Below are 17,494 nucleotides of genomic sequence, written 5' to 3'. Positions count from 1 at the left end.
AAACGAAAAAGAAGCAACAAAAGAAGAGTAATTAGTTAAAGGCACATGGGACTGTTTGACTGGCAAATGTATCGCTCGCAAATGCTGCGAACGTTAGTGGCAGGCGGGCTGAGCAGGTCGCTTGCGCTCCCTGCGTACACCCCTGCTCTATCAAACCCGTCATTTACGGGTGTTCTTAAAGGTGCCTCTTTTTGAAGTGGGCTTCAGGCTTAGATGCTTTCAGCCTTTATCCCTTGGCGCGTGGCTGCTCGGCAATGCCCTGCCGGACAACCGATGAACTAGAGGCGCCGATCCCTCGTTCCTCTCGTACTAAAGGGACCTTCTCCTCAGGCACCAATGCACCTCCACCAAAAAGCAACACACCTGTCTCGCGACGGTGTAAACCCAGCTCACGATCCCTTTTAATGGGCGAACAACCCCACCCTTGGCAGCTCATTCACCACCAGGATAGGAAGAACCGACATCGAAGTAGCAAGCCTCCAGGTCGATATGTTCCACCCTTTTCCGTCAACGCTTTTGCGTCGCAAAAGGGTTGTGTGAACTCTTGCTGGAGACGACTCAGTTATCCCCGGGGTAACTTTTCTCTTATTACTCACCCCCACAAAGGAGGTTGAGTAGTTCGCTAGGCCCTGCTTTCGCATCGCTGTTGCTCGTTGGGCGCAACAGCGTCAAGCCGGCTTATGCCCTTGCACTCTACGGTAGATTTCTGACCTACCTGAGCCGACCTTTGGGGGCCCTTGTTATCTTTTTGAGGGCGTGGCGCCCCACCCAAACTGCCTACCTATGGGTGTCCTCCCCGAAGGAAGTTAGTGGTACGATTCCAGAAGGGCGGTGTTTCATCGGCCCCTCGGTACCTGCCTAGCGACAGGCCCTTTGTAACGGGTCCCGCCTACACTACACATCCAGAACCGTATCACAACCACAGGCTGCAGTAAAGCTCCACGGGGTCTTCGCTTTCAGGTGGAGGATACTGGACTGTTCGCCAGTAAGTCAGTTTCGCCGGCTTCCGAGCGGGGACAGTAGCGCTCTCGTTGGGCCTTCATGCAAGTCGCCAATTAAGCGACAAGGTATTACGCTACCTATCTCCCCCTTTTTTCCACATTTTCCGTCAACGCTTTTTCAGCGAAGCGGAGCGAGCAGAAAAAGGGTTAAGAGGGTCATAGTTACCCCCGCCGTTTACCGGTCCTTCGTCCCGTTGGAACGGGTGTTCAGATACCGGCACTGGGCAGGCTTCAACGGCCATACAGAACCTTTTCGGTCTTGCGGCCATCTATGTTTTTATTAAACAGTCGGAGCGCCCTTGTCACTGCGACCAGCCTATCTCTAGGCTGGCACCCCTTATCCCGAAGTTACGGGGCTAATTTGCCGAATTCCCTCGCTCGAATTCTCGCCGACACGCCTTGGGCTTCTCACCCAGGGGCACCTGTGTCAGTTCTAGGTACGGTTGCAGTTTGCCCCTATACCCTTTTCACTGGCACCACGGATCATCCAAAGTCCCCCTACGGGAACCCCATCACGCTTTGGGACGGTTCTCGCCATTACGGCACTCCCCGTCCTTAATACGCTTAGACATCCTGGCAAGGATGCTTGGACTACCGCGATGCGTCAGGCATAGGGCTTTAACACTGCAGTGCAGGAATATTAACCTGCTTCCCTTTCGGATGCTGCGATTAAGCGCATCCTTAGGACCGACTAACCCTCGACTGACGGACATTGTCGAGGAACCCTTGCCCCTTCGGCGGAGGGGGTTCTCACCCCTCTTTGCTGCTACTCCTCCCAGGATCCGTATTCGAGTGCGGTCCATAAGAGCTCACGCCCTTACTTCTACCCACACTCGACACCTCCCTACTAGATCACCTATTCGGTGCTCCTGAGTATCGGTAGCTGGCTTTAGCCCCGTTCATTTTCGAGGCCCCATGACTCGACTGGTGAGCTGTTACGCACTCTTTAAAGGATGGCTGCTTCTAAGCCAACCTCCCAGTTGTTTTAGTCATGAGACGCCCTTTCTCATAACACTTAGCCAGCATTTAGGGACCTTAACTCAGGGCTGGGTTGCATTCCCTTTTGCACCACGGGCTTACCCCTGTGGCCCTCACTCCCGCCTTCTACGAGGTTCGCAACTTCGGAGTTTGATAAGATGCCGAGCCCTTTCGAGCCCTAAGCACCTAATCAGTCACTCTACATCACGAACGCTCTCTGGCGAGGTCTACCTGCGAGTAGTTTCGGGAGGAACCAGCCATTCCCGGCCTAGATTGGCCTTTCACCCCTATCCCCAGGTCATCCGAACGATTTGCACGTCAGCACCGGTTCGGTCCTCCACCCCCCTTTCGGAGGGCTTCAACCTACCCAGGGATAGATCTGCCGGCTTCGGGTCTCCCACCAGCGACTCCGGGCGAACACACCCAGTCCCTCACCCTTGCGGGTTGCGGACTTTTGCTTTCGCTCCGGCTACGCAGTTAACCTGCTTAACCTCGCCGCTGATCGGAACTCCCTGGCCCGTTTTTCAGCACGGACGTGACGACGGTGCATTACGCTTTCCCGCCGTCTCGGCTTATAGCCACCTGGTTTCAGGCACTTTTCACTCCCCGTCAAGGGTGCTTTTCAGTGTTCGTTCACACTACTATATCCACTATCGGACTTGTCACATATTTAGAGTTGGAAGTTTGTGCCTCCCGTATTCCCACGCGATATCCAACGCATGGTACTCTGGATACCTCCAATCTTCTTTCTTCCCTTCCCCTACAGGGCTATCACCCTCTATGGCGTCCCGTTCCAGGGAACTTCGGGTCAGGAAGCGAAGAAGTACGGAGGTCCAAACTCCACATCTCCGCTCCATTTCTGGGCGGATTCGGTTTGCTCTTTTCCCTCTTCGATCGCCTTTACTAAGGGAATCCCTATTGGTTTCTTTTCCTCCCCCTACTAAAATGCTTTACTTCGGGGGGTTCCCGGTCATTACTGACCGCCTTGCGGCAGGAAGTCCCATTCAGGCATCTGTGGATCAAAGGCTCCATGCGCCTACCCACAGCTTATCGCAGCTTGGCACGCCCTTCTTCGGTGGACAAGCCAGACCATCCCCCAAGTGGCGGAGTCAGCAGCAAGCGACACATCTGCCAACAGTCCAGTCCCACATGCCTATGAGCGGTATCACAGACGAATTTCTCGTCTTCACCATCTTCCCCTTGAACTTTCATCCAAGGGTGCATCATAAATGAGCAGGAATAAGTTATATAAGAACTTGTATTTAAAGTTTCACTTTTCGTATCTGGCATTTTGCCAACGCAGAGTTCACTCCACTGTAACGCTCTTTGCTAGATTTCTCGGCTTATCTATTGGGCAGTTCCGCTCCCTCGCAACAAAGTATGCCATTAACTGGAGGGCAGTTACTGTAAGTGCAGGTGTGATTATCTGGTGATTGTCTGGAATTTCAACAACAAAGTCCGCAAGTTCCTTTGCCTCTTCGTGGTTTTCTGTGGAGAAGAGTATGACTGGTGAGTTTCTAGCCTTCACTTCGGCTATGTTTCCAATCATCTTAGAATAGAGTTCGTCATAGGTGGCAATGGCAACTACTGGCACCTTCTCACAAAGGAGGGCGAGTGGCCCGTGCTTCAGCTCTCCAGCAGGATAGCCCTCAGCATGAATGTAAGAAATTTCCTTGAGTTTAAGAGCCCCCTCCAGTGCAATCGGATAATTGTATCCACGCCCTATGTAAAAGGCATTTTCATATTTTGCAAGCTCTTTACTCACATTTTTTATTGGTTCGGCATTGTCAAGAACTTTCTGAAGCTCAGAGGGGAGAACTCTCAGCGCATTTCTCAAGTTTGTTCTTGCACTTGTGGAAATTTCACTCCGCACCTCTCCAATGTCGACTGCAAGCATGTAGAGTGCAGTGATTTGGGAAACAAATGTTTTTGTGGCTGCAACACTTATCTCAGGGCCAGCATGGGTGTAGAATACAGCATCTGTCTCTCTAGTGATTGAACTACCAACCACGTTTGTGATTGCGCAGGTTGTGGCCCCTAACTTTCTTAAGTTTCTTGCTGCAGCAAGTGTGTCTGCGGTCTCACCACTCTGGGTGATGAAAAATGCGAGGGTGTCTGACATTGCCAGAGTAGAATTGCGAATTTCAGAGGAAATTTCTGCCTGAGTTGGTACCTTCAATAAATTCTCAAAGAGGTATTTCCCATACAGGGCGGCATGATAGGATGTACCGCACCCAATCAACAAAATCCTTTCAAATTCATTAAAATCAAGCTCTGCGATTCTAGAATCAATTCGACTTCTCAATGTGTCCTGGACTGCCTTGGGAATCTCGTAGATTTCCTTCAGCATGTAATGTTCAAACCCACCCTTTTCTGCATCCTCTATACTCCAAGAAACTTCATTTACCTCTTTCTGAAGAGTGTTGCCATTGAAGTCAAAAACCCGATAACCCTCCTCTGAAATTTCAACAATCTCATTATCATTCAGATACACCACTTTGTTTGTGTGCTGAAGAAAGCCAGGTATGTCAGATGAGAGAAAAATTTCGTTTTTTCCAATACCCAGCACTAGTGGGCTTTCATGTCTTGCACCTACTATTTTCTTGCTTTTTCTATCAAGCACAACGATTGCATAACTTCCCTTAAGATGCTGGAGTGCAGTTCGCACTGCATCAATCAAATTGTTGCCAGTATAGTATTTTTCAACCAGATGAACAATCACTTCAGAATCTGTCTCGGATGTGAAAACATGACCTTCACGCATTAGAGAATCCCTTAATTCCTTGTAATTTTCAATTATCCCGTTATGAGCAAGAGCAAGCTCTTTTTTGCAATCCATAAATGGATGGGCATTGTGTTTCAAAGGTGCACCGCAGGTGGCCCATCTTGTATGTCCAATCCCAATGTTGCAATCCACAAATTCCACAACACTTCTTAGAGCATCGACCGTGCCCTTATCCTTCATCAGGTAGAGATTGGAATCTGAGATTACCGAGATGCCTGCGGAATCATACCCTCTGTACTCCAGACGTTTAAGCATATCAAATATTATTGGCATGCAGTTGTTCCTTCCCACATAACCAATTATTCCACACATTTCACATCACCACAGCCTTGGATGGGATTCGCCCAGAAATCTGTGCGTTTGCATGTATCTTACAGTCATTGCCGACAAGTGTCCCTGGCTTCATGTAAACACCATGTTGAACACTGCATCTGGCACCAATGATTCCACCAATGTGCTTAATTTTTACAAGTTTTCCTTCCACCTCAACTGTGGCATCACCATGCAAGCCCTTGAGTTCGGACTCAATGGTTGTACCTTCTCCAATTACACACGACTGCAGCGTCGAATGCGGACCTATTGTAGAATTATCCAGCACAACTGTGTTTTCAATCATTGAAAATGGTGCAATTCTGACATTGTTTCCAATGGAGGTATAAGGCAGAATCACCACAGAAGGTCCAATTTCACACCCAGAACCGATTATAACAGGGCCATTGATACATGTGCCAGGATAGATTACTGTATCCTCTCCTATGTTCACCTTTCCACGGATTATTGCAGTGCTGTCCACTGTACCGGCAATTCTCTCCCTTATCTGGGCTGCAGCCATTGCATTGACATCCACAATTGACCACGGATACATCACATCCTTCCAGATGCTAGAAAGGGTAACTGCAGTGATTTCGCGTTTGACTGCACATTCTCTAATGAGGTCACTCAACTCGTACCTGCTGACTGCAAGGCATCTCTCAATTTCATCAAAAACACTGGGGTCTAACTTGAAAATTGAGGTGCTTATTATGTTGTAGTCCGGCATTGCGGGTTTTTCCACGATTGTTTTAAGAATTTTGCCTGAAACATAAGCCACTCCATACTCAGAGGGTTCGTCGCATTCTGTGAGCAATACCGCATTTCCCTTCGTATCACGGATGCTAGCAATCGCGTTTGGAAGGACTATGTTATCGCCTGGCAGAAGCAAGAATTCCTCTTTTATCAGATTCTTTGCCTGATACAGGGCATGGGCAGTGCCCAGTTGTTGGTTTTGAACCACATATCTTATGCTTGCATTCCACCTTTTTCCATCTTGAAAATAGCTTAAAATTCGTTCTTTTTTATACCCAACCACAACTATAATGTCCTTTATGCCATTTACTACGAGCGCCTCTATAAGATGTTCCATCAGGGGCTTGTTTGCAATGGGGAGCATCGGCTTTGGGATTTCTTCAGAGAAAGGCCACAACCTCTTTCCATACCCAGCAGCGAGAATTACTGCCTGCATTCAATCACAGCTCTCCCTACATTATCTCCATGGGATTTAATCTTTTTGGCAATTTTCAATTGTGAGGTAATTTTTAAATTCTTGGAATTCTTATACCTCTTATCATATATGAGAGGTAAAGATTATGCGAGAAAAACTGGGAGTACTCAACCTTGAAGTGATTCCGTATCGTGAGAGCCCAGAATATGTAGATACTGGATGGATTGATACTACTTTCACTCTCACGAGCAAAGAACTCATATTTTCATTTGAACAAAAACATGCAATCATCCCGATAGAAAGCATAACCGAAATCCATGCAATTCCAGAGACCCAAGAACTACGTGTCCGAAAGGGCTGTATTGCAATTGGATACTCTACAAAGAAGGGAGAGTTTGGCTACGCACTTCTTCGAGGACCGGAACTTCTAATTTCGGCATTAAGGTGCGCCCTTATTGTGATGACTGGAAAGGAGACAAAACTAGAGCAACCGTTGACTCAAGTTGAGCGGGGGCTCGTTCTTCTTCTATATCTGAATGTGCGAAATAAGAAAACCCAAGAGTTTCTATTGGCGACTTTCGGGAATGAACTTAAAGAGGCAATTGCTACCCTTCAGCAGAAAGGGTATATTGATGCAGAAAGTAATCTGACACCAAAAGGAATAAAGTTTTTGAAAGAGCGGGAGAGCTCTGTAATGGCAGTAGGCGAACCTAAAGCCCAGTTTACATTCCCTGAAGCGGCAAAGATGTTTGGAATGAGTATAGTTTTGGAAGCGAAAATGCGGCATTTGATAAAAACAACACGTGTACCTAGAAAGGAACTCCGCAAATTCTTTGAAAAACCCACTAAATCAGAACTTTTTGAGTTCCTCAGATATTACATTAAGAAAATGGGCATAGGCGAGATTGAGATTGAGGACTTCTCGCCTTTTAAGTTTATTATCTCTGTGAAAAACAATACTGTGCCTGACATATACATTGCACCTAGGGGCGCAAAGTCATGCTTTGTCCTAAGCCACTTCTTCTACAGAATTTTCTCAGAATGTTTTGGAATCTCTGCAAGTGTTGAAGAAACCGCTTGCATAAGTGAAGGAAAAAAGGAGTGCAAGTTCAAAGTTGAACTTCAACCATTGAATCTCTACCTTACAATTTTAAACATGGACGATGCAGAAAACCTAAGAAAAATTGATGCAGGAAAGGATGTATGCGCTAATCTAGCTGAATTTTACGATGCATTAAAACTTGTAAAGGACAAATCTCTCACTGAAAACGGAAAAATCTTTCTCAGATATACAGAAAACTATGGGATTGAGAAATGGGAAGATTTCCCGCCTCCATGGCATAATGAAAAAATTGACCCGAGGATTGCACTGGACCCTGAGTTCAGGAGGTTGTTCGAGGAATCCTGGAAGAGGATTCGTGAATGAAGGATATTACCAAACTCTTTGTCCCCGGGTGTTACAGAGTTTTGTCTGGAAGGATAAAGTGTGGAATCACAGTTGCTAGTTATGCGATTATTGAAAAAAATAATTTTGATGAATTTAAGATTAGAAAAGGACTGTATAATACAGACGAGACCATATCTGTGGGTATCCAATACCTAAGTTTGCTTGATACAACAAAGGACCTTGGAGTGATTAGAAAAAAAGTGAACCCGGAGAGTGTTGAGTGTGCTTGTGCTCTCTATGGAGGAATTGTGTGGATGCTAGACGACGAGATTCTGACAGTATGGAATGATTTGCCTAAGGGTTATGGTCTTGTTTTGTTTGAACTAGAGAAACAATTGTACGACTGTGCAGCAAACAAAGAAATGCCTAAAAAACATCAGATAGACCTTATAAGGCACGCACTTTCTAAAGACTTCCATTCTTTCAGCAAAATCCTTACAAACTGGAGGGCTAAATCAAAATTTCATGAGGAAAGAAAGGAACTTCTGGAACAAAGCTTATTCTGGGGAATTGGTGAGGATAGAAGGGGTTTCTCCGTGCTACCCGTTGAACCTATTACGCATTCAAATCTAGAAATGCTGGAAATCGATATGGGTGGGCTACGCATTGTGGAGGTTGCGAATGATTGAGCATGAGGTCCTTGTGATAGGAAATACTCTTTCTGCCCATATCACTGCAGCACTTTTGGCCAGAAAAGGAATAAATGTGGGTTTTGTAAGAAGGGAACAAAAAAGATTCCATGAGATCGGGAATCTCTGGCTTGGCTCACCAACACCCCTGATCGAATTAGCCGATGTGCTTTCATTCTCAGCTCGGCTTGGCAGAATAAAAGGTCTGTTTGTATACAGAGACCACAGAAGCTACAGATTACCCATCTCATTCCACCAGATGCTGCTATATAGCTACCTTCCTCTCCCATATAGATTTAAGATTGCAATTAACCTTATCAAACTGAATCAGCTTGATCCAGAAAAAGTAGAAATTTGCACGGCGAGAGACCTGTTGGAGGCCCTGAATTATGATAGTTATACTACCAGTTATTTGCTCTCAGTTGGGACCTTTGCGACTGGCATCCCTTGGAGTGGTATCGATGCCATCACATTTTTCGCATCTTTGTTCAAATTGAGGAAGGTCTACCCAGAGGTTTATTCAATTAGGCCTAACATTGAGCAATTCATGATGGATCTAACAGAAATCTATGACGAGAGCGATGGTATAGTTTACGATGCTGAATGCACTAGAATAAGTGTTGAAAATGATAAAGCAATTGCCGCATTTCTAGACGAAAAATCTGTCGAGGCAAAATTTTTTGTGCTTAGTACTGCCCCATATGAAATAGCAGGCCTCTTGAAAGAGCTAGAACATCCCGTACTTAAGGAATATGCAGGATTGCGTACTAAATGTCTAGATGTGAAAATTGTGTTGAAGGAAAAAATTTTCGGAGCAGCCACTCCTCTCCTGTTTGAGGAAGCCCCTCTATTTGGTTTCTCGCCTTCCAATGAGGGCTTCGAAGCAGGTGGAAGAGCAACCACATACTGGCGGTATTTTATTGGAAACGATGAGAAATCAAAAAATGTGGAGAATGTAATTAGAAAGTTTAGGGTTGTGATGGCCAGGGCCTATCCTAACTTCTGGTCTAATGTGGAGACAATAGAGCACATGGTTGTAGATGTGCCTTTGCCTTACTACAAGAAGCTACCCCAGACCCCACTAAGAAACCTATTCATTGGTACAAGAAATGTGTATGGAAATAATTTGAGGGACGAGGTGAGAGCTGGAATCGATGCCTTCATGCTCTGCCACAAACATCTGAGAAGGTGAGAATGAAAGATTAAATTGCGTTGGTGTAGATTATATCCATTCTCTGCTCAAAAAGGAATTTTTCAGAGGGCTTGAACAAATCTGGTGGAATTTCAAAGACCACCTTGCATCCATGCTCATGGGCAAAATCCACAATGTCCTTCACGAATTTAAGCACAGACACGAATTCATTTGTGATAAGAAATGCTGGGATTGCATCAATGTAAACAAGTCCTTTTCCTGCGTTGCCTCGCATAAAGTTCAGAATTTCCCTGAGAACTTCAAATTCCATCTTTTTTGCAGAAATTGCCTTTTCGTAGTGCGTGGTTTCAGTAATCCATATACAATCCATTTCTGTCCCTACTGGAAAGCCCCGTTTAAATTTTGTAGGAAAGTGGGCACTAACGCCAAGAATCCGATAGCCAGATATTTTTGATTTTATGGCCTCCCTTTGCTCGCTCAGTGCTTCTACAAGGATTGCGGAGCCCTCTTTCACACCGAACGCTTCCCTTGGCATCCTCTTCCCCTTTTTTTCCTGCCAGATTTCGGTTGTTGCAATTTTCTTGAGAAGATGCTGCTGCTCCGCACTCAAGCCAGTCATGGATGTTGAGAAAATAAGAACTGAGTTTCTTTTTCTGGATTCCTCAGCTGCAGCGCTGAGAAAAGCCAGCACCGCCTCAAATCCATTGATGGTGATCAAATAGTCCACATCGTCCATGTAAACTGCTCTTTTCTCGCCTTCTCTGACAAAACTGAAAACATGGTAGGCAATTTCAAAATCCAGATTTATCGGCTCGATCACATTTTCCTTTGAGGTGATCTCCGAGAGCCAGATAATGGGAATTTTTGTAAACCCAAAACTCTTTCTCACCTCATTTGGATGTTTTGTGGTAATGCAAAAACCTGGCATTCGATTGGTAATTCCACGAAAAATTTCAAATCCATTTTCACCATCAACAGAGTTAACAAGCACAACATCCCCCTCTTGAATTTCGACACCAGCTTCAGGCACTGCAATCTCTTCCGGCTTTTCCTCCACCACTGCCTCTACTGTGAACAATCTGTATCTTACTGCAGCATACATCACAAACGCATCAAGAAAGAGAATGTAGAAAGTACCAGAAGGAACGCCATAAATCGGAAAATTACTGTTCTCCAAATACTCACTAAAAACACCTGTAGGCAGTGCTGTGATTGCAAAGATTGCAGCGCCAATTGCAATTAATTTTATCTGGGCTCTTTCGATTTTGGTTCGGGCATCAATGTAAGATGTAATGAAATTGTAGAATAGAACACCGACAAAAACAAACAGTGGGAAAAGGAGGTAGGTGAGGAGAGGCCCAAAGTCGTTCCCGTAGCCCGCCCAGTAATATACCATTTTTTCTACCATTGCATCCGTGAATAAAATCACAGGCGAAATAATTGCCATTGAGACAATCATGAATGCTACGAGCAATTTCTCTTCCTTCTGTGTGATTTTTCTGATTGGAAATATGAAGGAGAGATAGACACCCGTGAGGAAAATACCGATGACCGCAATGCAGGTCAATTTTCCGAAAAAGAGAGCATAGGGATAACTCCATGCCCCCATATAGTTATCTGGCGTTACAACAAATGAACGAACTACGAACTCAGAAATTGCCCAGAGAAGTGCAAAGGAGAAGAAGGGAAGAAATGCTTTTATTATCTGTTTTGCCTTTGTCTTCTTCAACAAAACTGCAATAAAGACCAGATGAACCACAATTGAGATTGCAGGAGGCAGAGCGTAGGGATTTATTTCCATTATCAATTAGAATGTATTAACCGATATAAAGATTGGGACACTGTATTAAAAAGGATTCAATGTGCTGAACCAGAACACACAAAATGGTCAAATCCAAAACCTTAATATCCCATTCCCTAATAAGATGTGTGATGACACTCGTGGACGAGAAAAAAATCCAGCGAATGGAATACGAAATTGCGAAACTCAATCTTAGGGACAAAACCAGTGATTGGAGAAAAATTGAGAATGAAGTATTCACAAGAGACCTGATGCTCGCCCTCTACAAGCTGATGAACGATGGATATTTTGATACTCTGGACTACCCAATTTCCACAGGCAAGGAAGGTAATGTATTCAAGGCGAGCGGGAAAAAGTACGGAAATGTAGCTGTGAAAATTTATCGGGTAGGCAACGCCAATTTCAACAGGATTTGTGACTACATAAGAGGGGATAGACGATTCAAGTATGTGGGTAAGGACAGGAAAAGAATCATCTTCACATGGGCACAGAAGGAATTCAGGAATTTAAGAATCATGTTTGATGCTGGAGTTAGAGTGCCAGAACCACTGGAATTTCTGGACAACATTGTAGTGATGAAGTACATAGGCACGAACAGTGCTCCTGCGCCCATGATAAAGGATGTAGAAGTGGAGAATCCAGAAAAAACTTACAAAGATGTGGTAAGAATGTACAAACTCATTCTCAAGTCAGGGCTTGTGCATGGGGACATGAGCGAATTCAACATGCTCTATTTTAGAAAAAAAGTTTACATAATAGATGTTGGCCAGGCAGTGACAAAGGAGCATCCTAGATTTTTTGAATTATTGAGGAGAGATGTGTTCAACATTGCAAGATACTTTGGAAAACTTGGCGTTGAACTTGAGGAAAATCAATTGCTCAACGAAATGCTGGAGGTGCTGAAAAAATGAGTGTATTTTATGTGCGAATTCCAACAGAGCGCATCGGTGCATTGATTGGTGAAGAGGGAAGAGCGAAGAAGGAGATTGAAAAGAAATATGGTGTCAAGATTTTTGTAGATTCTGAGACGGGAGAGACCACAATTGATGCAACCGCCCTGAATGACCCACTTCTTTGCATCAAATTGAGAGATTATGTGGTGGCAGTGGGTCGGGGCTTTTCCCCAGAAAGAGCCAGAAAAATTTTTGAAGAAGATACTTACTTTGAGTGCATAGACATAAAGGAGTACACCGGGAAAAGCAAAGCAGCACTGGTTAGAATTCGTGCACGCTTGATAGGGAAAAATGGAAAAACAAGGAGAATAATTGAGGAATTAACTGGCACTGAGGTCTCAATCTACGGGCACACTGTGAGCATTATTGGTCAGTATGAGAACTTCAGAATTGCAAAAGAAGCAATTGAAATGCTGCTCAACGGTAGCGAGCACAGCACTGTCTATAGATTCCTTGAAAGAAAGAGAGAAGAACTCAGAATATACGAAATGGGTTTTGCTCCTTGAGGTGAAAACTTGGGAAGAATTGAACTTCATGCCCACACTGTGCTGAGTGACGGTGCCTTTATTCCCACAGAACTGGCAAGAAGGGCTGAGGTGCTCGGGCATGAAGCAATTGCAATCACAGACCATTGCGGTGCAAATGTGGTTGAAGTTGTGAAGAAGGTAAAAGCGGAATGTGAACTTGTTAACAGATTCTGGAAAATAATAGCGATTCCAGGTGTTGAGTTAACCCATGTGCCTCCTGAGTCAATCCCTGAACTTGCTGCCATGGCTAAAAAAGCAGGTGCAAAGGTGGTGATTGTGCATGGAGAAACCCTTGCAGAACCAGTCCCTGAAAACACAAACGAAATTGCTGCTGTCTGCGAGGATGTGGATATAATTGCCCATCCTGGCTTAATCACATACAGGACCGCAAAACACGCCCAAGAGCATGGAATCCTTCTGGAAATCTCATCACGGAAGGGACACTGCCTGACAAACGGGCATGTGGTTAAAGTGGGAAAGCGGGCGGGAGCCGAATTCGTGGTTAATTCTGATGCCCATGATTTCGATGACCTCCTTTCCCTGGTAAAAGCATACCGTGTAGCACTCGGAGCAGGTCTTACTGGAGAGGAAGCATACATTGCACTTGAGCAAAATCCCAGAAGATTTCTGAAATGATCAGAGTTTACTTTTTCGCCACTCCCAAAAATTCCAGAATGCAAATAAAAGAAGAAGAGCAGATGCAACTGCAAGTGATGCATAAATCTGGGTCTCTCTGCCTTCCTCTCCATGTTGTAATGGTAAAACCACAATGCTCAGAGTTGCGTTTTTCTCAAGGAAAGGGGCACTGACTGTCCCATAAACTCTCGCCTCAATCTTAATCGTTGTTTCTTCTCGCACCTCAGGCACTCTGTAAGTAAATTCAAAAGACCCATTTGCATCAGTGTAGCCCGTTGCAATCACCTCATTCCCACACCATGCATATACACTTGCACCCTGAACCAGTTTTCCATCCCGCAACACAGTAATCTTGATTTTAACTGTGCTACCAGCGTAAACAGGCATTTCCTCCAAACTCAAGTTTAATTCAACAGAGGGGGTGGGATGCACCGTAATCGTAATGTTCTTCGTCGTGTTTCTGTACCCGGGAAACGAAAAAATCGCACTGAGTGTGATGTTTTCTTTATTTTTCACTGCAGGTGCGGTGTAAACCACTGCAAAAATTCCATCAGCATCTGTAAAACCAGAGTAATTGGAGAGTGCCCCAGCAGGCACCGAAAGATTTACAGATGCATTCATCGCAGGCATTATTCCTGCAACTACAGAGAATGTAATTCTCACCTGGGTACGTTCGTAAAGTGTGGGTTGAGAAGGATAGACGGAAACCTTGAGTTCTGGCTTCGGTGCAGAAATACAGTAAATTCTGCCTTGAGAATCTCCAACGAAAATATTTGAGGAGACGAGGGAAAGCTCACTAATTAGATTTGCATCAAATCCAATCGACCAGATTACCTCACCAGTGTTCTGTTTCAAGCAGTAAAGGGTATTGCCAGAGGCGAAGAGAATGTTGTAGCGATTTACCACGGGTGACTGGAAACACTCAGAAGCAGTGGAAAAATTCCAGAGGTCAGAACCATCCTGAGCAGAGAGTGTGTAAAGAGTGCCATTTCTGGTCGCCGTAAAAAGAAGTCCATTAGAGTAGGCAGGAGAAAAGGCCTCACAACCCATGTCCTGCTCCCATTTTGTTTCTCCTCCCAAAGCGTTCAGTGCCAGAATTTTTCCATTTTCGGTTGTTACTATGAGATTGCCAGAGGCGACCATTGCAGATGTGAAATTCATATTAAACTCTCTCTCCCAGATTGTCTTATTCTGGTTAAAACACCAAATCTTGTTTTCAGTTAGAATGTAAAGAGAGTTTAAATATGCAAGAGGTGGCACTGTGATTTCTTTTTCAAAGTACTGCGACCAAAGAATTGTTCCGTCGGCATCCACCGCGGTCAACCAGTTTTTACCTGCTGCAAATATAGTGTTGTTCCAGTAGAGCAGGTGCTGGTAGCACCCATGTCCAATAAACACCTGCCTATGAAGATAGCCAGAGTATCGCTCGAAAAAGTAGAGAATTCCCTCTGCATTCCCCACAATCAGAAAATTGTCCACAATCAGAGGCGTAGCAAACACAGTGCCCACAGCATACTCCCACAAGGTTGTATTGCTTTCTACAGAAACCGCTGTGAGATTGCTAGTTTGAGGCGTCAGATAGGCATAGATTCCATCGGAAACTACGGAAGTGGTTGAAATTGATGGTTGGCATCTCTCCCACCTTACTTCTACCTCTGCTGGAATGTAGGTATCCACAAAGCCAGTTCTTCTTGGGTCTCCCATATACATACACCAGCCACTTGTAGTGGTCGGAAACAATGTCGCCTCCTCCTGAGTTTGCGGAAAAGAGACAGCCAAAGCTGGAGATATGAACAACCAGATCATGAGAAATTGAGCTAGCAAGCCAACAGATGCATGTTTCATTTCTCTCAGGAGATTAACTTTCTACCGATAAACTTTTCTGAGAAATCAGTATCCCAAATAAACTGGAAAAATTGAATAATGTCAATGTTCTTCTCCTAACTATTAATGGTTCGTTGAAAATTCTTTTTCTCTGCTAGTTCATTTTCGATATTTAGATTTATCACAACCTCTGCAATATCACAAGCATACTCCGCACACCTTCTTATGCTCTCTAAAATCATTCTCATGTTGGCTATCTCTGAGATTTTTCTTCTTGACTGGAGCTCTTTTATCGCTTGCCCTTCCATAATCACAGTGTTTCTTTCATTTGAAATCACCTCTTCCGCCAGTGTGCAATCCTTAGTGAAAAGGGCTTTAATTGCATCCTCAAATGATTTTCTTGCAAGATTGCTCATCTCGAGAATGTGTGTATATTCCTTATCGGTAATCTTAATATCAGTTTCTATTATAGATTTAGCAATTGTAGTCGCATGGTCTGCAATTCTTTCTACAAATTTCACAATCACTCTGTAGCCAAGGCAATCCTGACGGCTCGATAGCCCTATCTCCTGGAGTACCTGCTCATCTACCACAGCCGCTTTCAACTGGCGAACAACATATAATCCAAATCTGTCCACTTCATCATCTAGATTTATTATCTCGCTTGCAAGTTTCTTATCTTGGTTCTTCAATGCTTGAATAGATTTTTCGTGCATGAAACTAGCGATGAGGCACATTCTTTTCAATGCATTTTCGATTGAGAGGTCTGGGTATCTCACCAACACCTGTATTTTGATTTCTTCTTCTGTTTCTGATATTATCTCTGTACCAACCAGTTTTTTTCTTATCAGGTCTTTTATTCTCGTTCTTTGGAGCGTATCTATACTTTTCTCATCCGTTTTTATATAGATATATTTGTATCCTAGCAGATAGAGGGCAATTATCTTTCTTCCAATAGCATCGGCTTCGTCGTCACTGGAAACTTTAATCAATGCGATATTTGAGCGTTCTTGAGGGCGTCCAGAGCCACGAGGTGTCAGAACCAGAGAGTCTCCTTTCTGATAAATCGTTACCTGGCTCCCAGCTTTCAGTCCCCAGAAACTGACCCACTTTTTCGGTAAGGAAACCACATAGGTGGACTTACCAGTAAACTGAATTTTTCTCACTTCTTCGTGAGTTTGCTCCCCTGTCTTAGATTTCTCTATATTTTCCGTATTATCTATATAGTTCATATTTATCACTATACCCTATTCGGACAAAGTATATAGGTTTTTCCACCATATACATAAACAGGTGAAACCATGATAAAGCGGAAGGAAAACGCAGGAATTGGAACAGGCGCTCTGGTAGCAACGATTGTTGTGTTGTTGGCAATAGGGTTTTTCGGTGGCTACTTTGTCGGAATGGCCAGTGTGACACCACAGCAAAGCGGAGGGAATAATGAGGACAGTGCATGGAGAACTGAGAGCATAAAAATTTCTGGCTCTACCACGGTTCTCCCGATTGCAAACGAGAGTGCAGTGGTCATGATGAACAAATACTCGGGTGTAACAATAACAGTTCAGGGTGGTGGCACTGGAGTTGGCTACAGCAACATTATTGATGGAGTTGTTGACATTGGCATGGCTTCCAGAGACCCGAAGAGTAACGAAATCCAGAAGGCGAAAAACAAGAGTGTGGATCTCTGGCTACACCAGATTGCCTTAGATGCAGTTTGTGTGGTAGTACATCCAGCAGTTGGAAATTCAAGTGCACCCCTTAACCTGACATTGCAAGAAGTCGGTAAAATCTTTGGAGGGGTCTATAAATACTGGGATGAGGTGAAGCCCTATCTTCCCCATAAGGAGATTATTGTTGTGGTCAGAGAGCCCGGTTCTGGTACAAGAGCCACATTTGAAGAGTTTACAATGCATCCCTGGAACTATACTGTAGTATCCAGTGCCAGTGTACAGCCCAGTAATCCTGCAGTCAGAACCAAGGTGGAGACAACACCGTATTCAATCGGGTATGTTGGCTTCGGTTTCCTCTCCAGCAACATGCATGCAGTTTCCTTAGCAAAGGCGGATGGAATGCCATACGTTACTCCGACAAAAGAATCAATTGCAAAGGGCGACTTCCCAATTTCCAGGTACCTCTACTTGGTGACAAACGGGCAGCCAAAGAGCGGGTCGTTAGCAGACCGTTTCATTGACTTTGTCCTTTCAAAGGATGGACAGCAAATCGTGGAAAAAAATGGGTATCTGAAGCTGCCCTACCTCCACGGAAACTAAGCGTGTCGTG

12 protein-coding genes and 1 rRNA gene are annotated in these 17,494 nt (G+C 44.6%); 7 read left to right on the top strand and 6 right to left on the bottom strand.

Going from position 1 to position 17,494, the window contains the following annotated elements; translation table 11 throughout:
• Positions 1-78: 78 nt before the first annotated feature.
• The 3 genes from QXD64_04540 to QXD64_04530 all read right to left on the bottom strand — a co-directional run bounded on the left by QXD64_04540 (position 79) and on the right by QXD64_04530 (position 6,265).
• Positions 79-3,101, bottom strand: a 23S ribosomal RNA gene (locus tag QXD64_04540).
• Positions 3,102-3,285: 184 nt separating this feature from the next.
• On the bottom strand, positions 3,286-5,076 hold the full coding sequence (gene glmS, locus QXD64_04535) for a glutamine--fructose-6-phosphate transaminase (isomerizing) (protein MEM3396583.1): 1,791 nt from the start codon (positions 5,074-5,076) through the stop codon (positions 3,286-3,288).
• Between the two features lies 1 nt (position 5,077).
• Positions 5,078-6,265, bottom strand: a complete 1,188-nt coding sequence (locus tag QXD64_04530; GenBank protein ID MEM3396582.1) for a sugar phosphate nucleotidyltransferase — start codon at positions 6,263-6,265, stop codon at positions 5,078-5,080.
• Positions 6,266-6,389: 124 nt separating this feature from the next.
• On the opposite strand from QXD64_04530, the gene QXD64_04525 reads away from it, so the two are divergent.
• Genes QXD64_04525 through QXD64_04515 form a run of 3 tightly spaced genes read left to right on the top strand, consistent with a single transcriptional unit; the run spans position 6,390 to position 9,512 of the window.
• Entirely contained in the window at positions 6,390-7,670 is a 1,281-nt protein-coding gene (locus QXD64_04525; protein ID MEM3396581.1) for a hypothetical protein, read from the top strand.
• Positions 7,667-8,320, top strand: a complete 654-nt coding sequence (locus QXD64_04520) for a hypothetical protein (protein MEM3396580.1) — start codon at positions 7,667-7,669, stop codon at positions 8,318-8,320. Before QXD64_04525 ends, QXD64_04520 begins: the two co-directional genes overlap by 4 nt.
• The gene (locus QXD64_04515; protein MEM3396579.1) at positions 8,313-9,512 is read left to right on the top strand and encodes a hypothetical protein; all 1,200 of its coding nucleotides are present in this window, start codon (positions 8,313-8,315) and stop codon (positions 9,510-9,512) included. Before QXD64_04520 ends, QXD64_04515 begins: the two co-directional genes overlap by 8 nt.
• A gap of 10 nt (positions 9,513-9,522) precedes the next feature.
• Here the strand turns inward: QXD64_04515 and QXD64_04510 are convergent, their stop codons facing one another.
• On the bottom strand, positions 9,523-11,274 hold the full coding sequence (locus tag QXD64_04510) for a DUF835 domain-containing protein (GenBank protein ID MEM3396578.1): 1,752 nt from the start codon (positions 11,272-11,274) through the stop codon (positions 9,523-9,525).
• Positions 11,275-11,405: 131 nt separating this feature from the next.
• Here QXD64_04510 and QXD64_04505 point away from each other — a divergent pair, with 131 nt between their 5' ends.
• Genes QXD64_04505 through QXD64_04495 form a run of 3 tightly spaced genes read left to right on the top strand, consistent with a single transcriptional unit; the run spans position 11,406 to position 13,390 of the window.
• Positions 11,406-12,185, top strand: a complete 780-nt coding sequence (locus QXD64_04505) for a serine protein kinase RIO (protein ID MEM3396577.1) — start codon at positions 11,406-11,408, stop codon at positions 12,183-12,185.
• On the top strand, positions 12,182-12,733 hold the full coding sequence (locus tag QXD64_04500; protein MEM3396576.1) for a KH domain-containing protein: 552 nt from the start codon (positions 12,182-12,184) through the stop codon (positions 12,731-12,733). The genes QXD64_04505 and QXD64_04500 overlap by 4 nt, the downstream gene beginning before the upstream one ends.
• A 9-nt stretch (positions 12,734-12,742) precedes the next feature.
• Complete coding sequence (locus QXD64_04495) at positions 12,743-13,390, top strand: histidinol phosphate phosphatase domain-containing protein (protein ID MEM3396575.1); 648 nt, start codon at positions 12,743-12,745, stop codon at positions 13,388-13,390.
• Here the strand turns inward: QXD64_04495 and QXD64_04490 are convergent, their stop codons facing one another.
• Both QXD64_04490 and QXD64_04485 read right to left on the bottom strand, forming a co-directional pair.
• Entirely contained in the window at positions 13,391-15,196 is a 1,806-nt protein-coding gene (locus QXD64_04490) for a PQQ-binding-like beta-propeller repeat protein (protein MEM3396574.1), read from the bottom strand.
• A 134-nt stretch (positions 15,197-15,330) separates the two neighbouring features.
• On the bottom strand, positions 15,331-16,446 hold the full coding sequence (locus QXD64_04485) for a PhoU domain-containing protein (protein ID MEM3396573.1): 1,116 nt from the start codon (positions 16,444-16,446) through the stop codon (positions 15,331-15,333).
• 69 nt (positions 16,447-16,515) lie between these two features.
• Here QXD64_04485 and QXD64_04480 point away from each other — a divergent pair, with 69 nt between their 5' ends.
• Entirely contained in the window at positions 16,516-17,484 is a 969-nt protein-coding gene (locus QXD64_04480; protein ID MEM3396572.1) for a phosphate ABC transporter substrate-binding protein, read from the top strand.
• Positions 17,485-17,494 lie beyond the last annotated feature (10 nt).

The sequence above is a fragment of the Thermoplasmata archaeon genome (assembly GCA_038874435.1).
Classification (GTDB): domain Archaea; phylum Thermoplasmatota; class Thermoplasmata; order Lutacidiplasmatales; family SKW197; genus SKW197.
The sequence above is the reverse complement of the archived record's forward strand: the minus strand, read 5'-3'. Positions and strand labels throughout refer to the sequence as shown.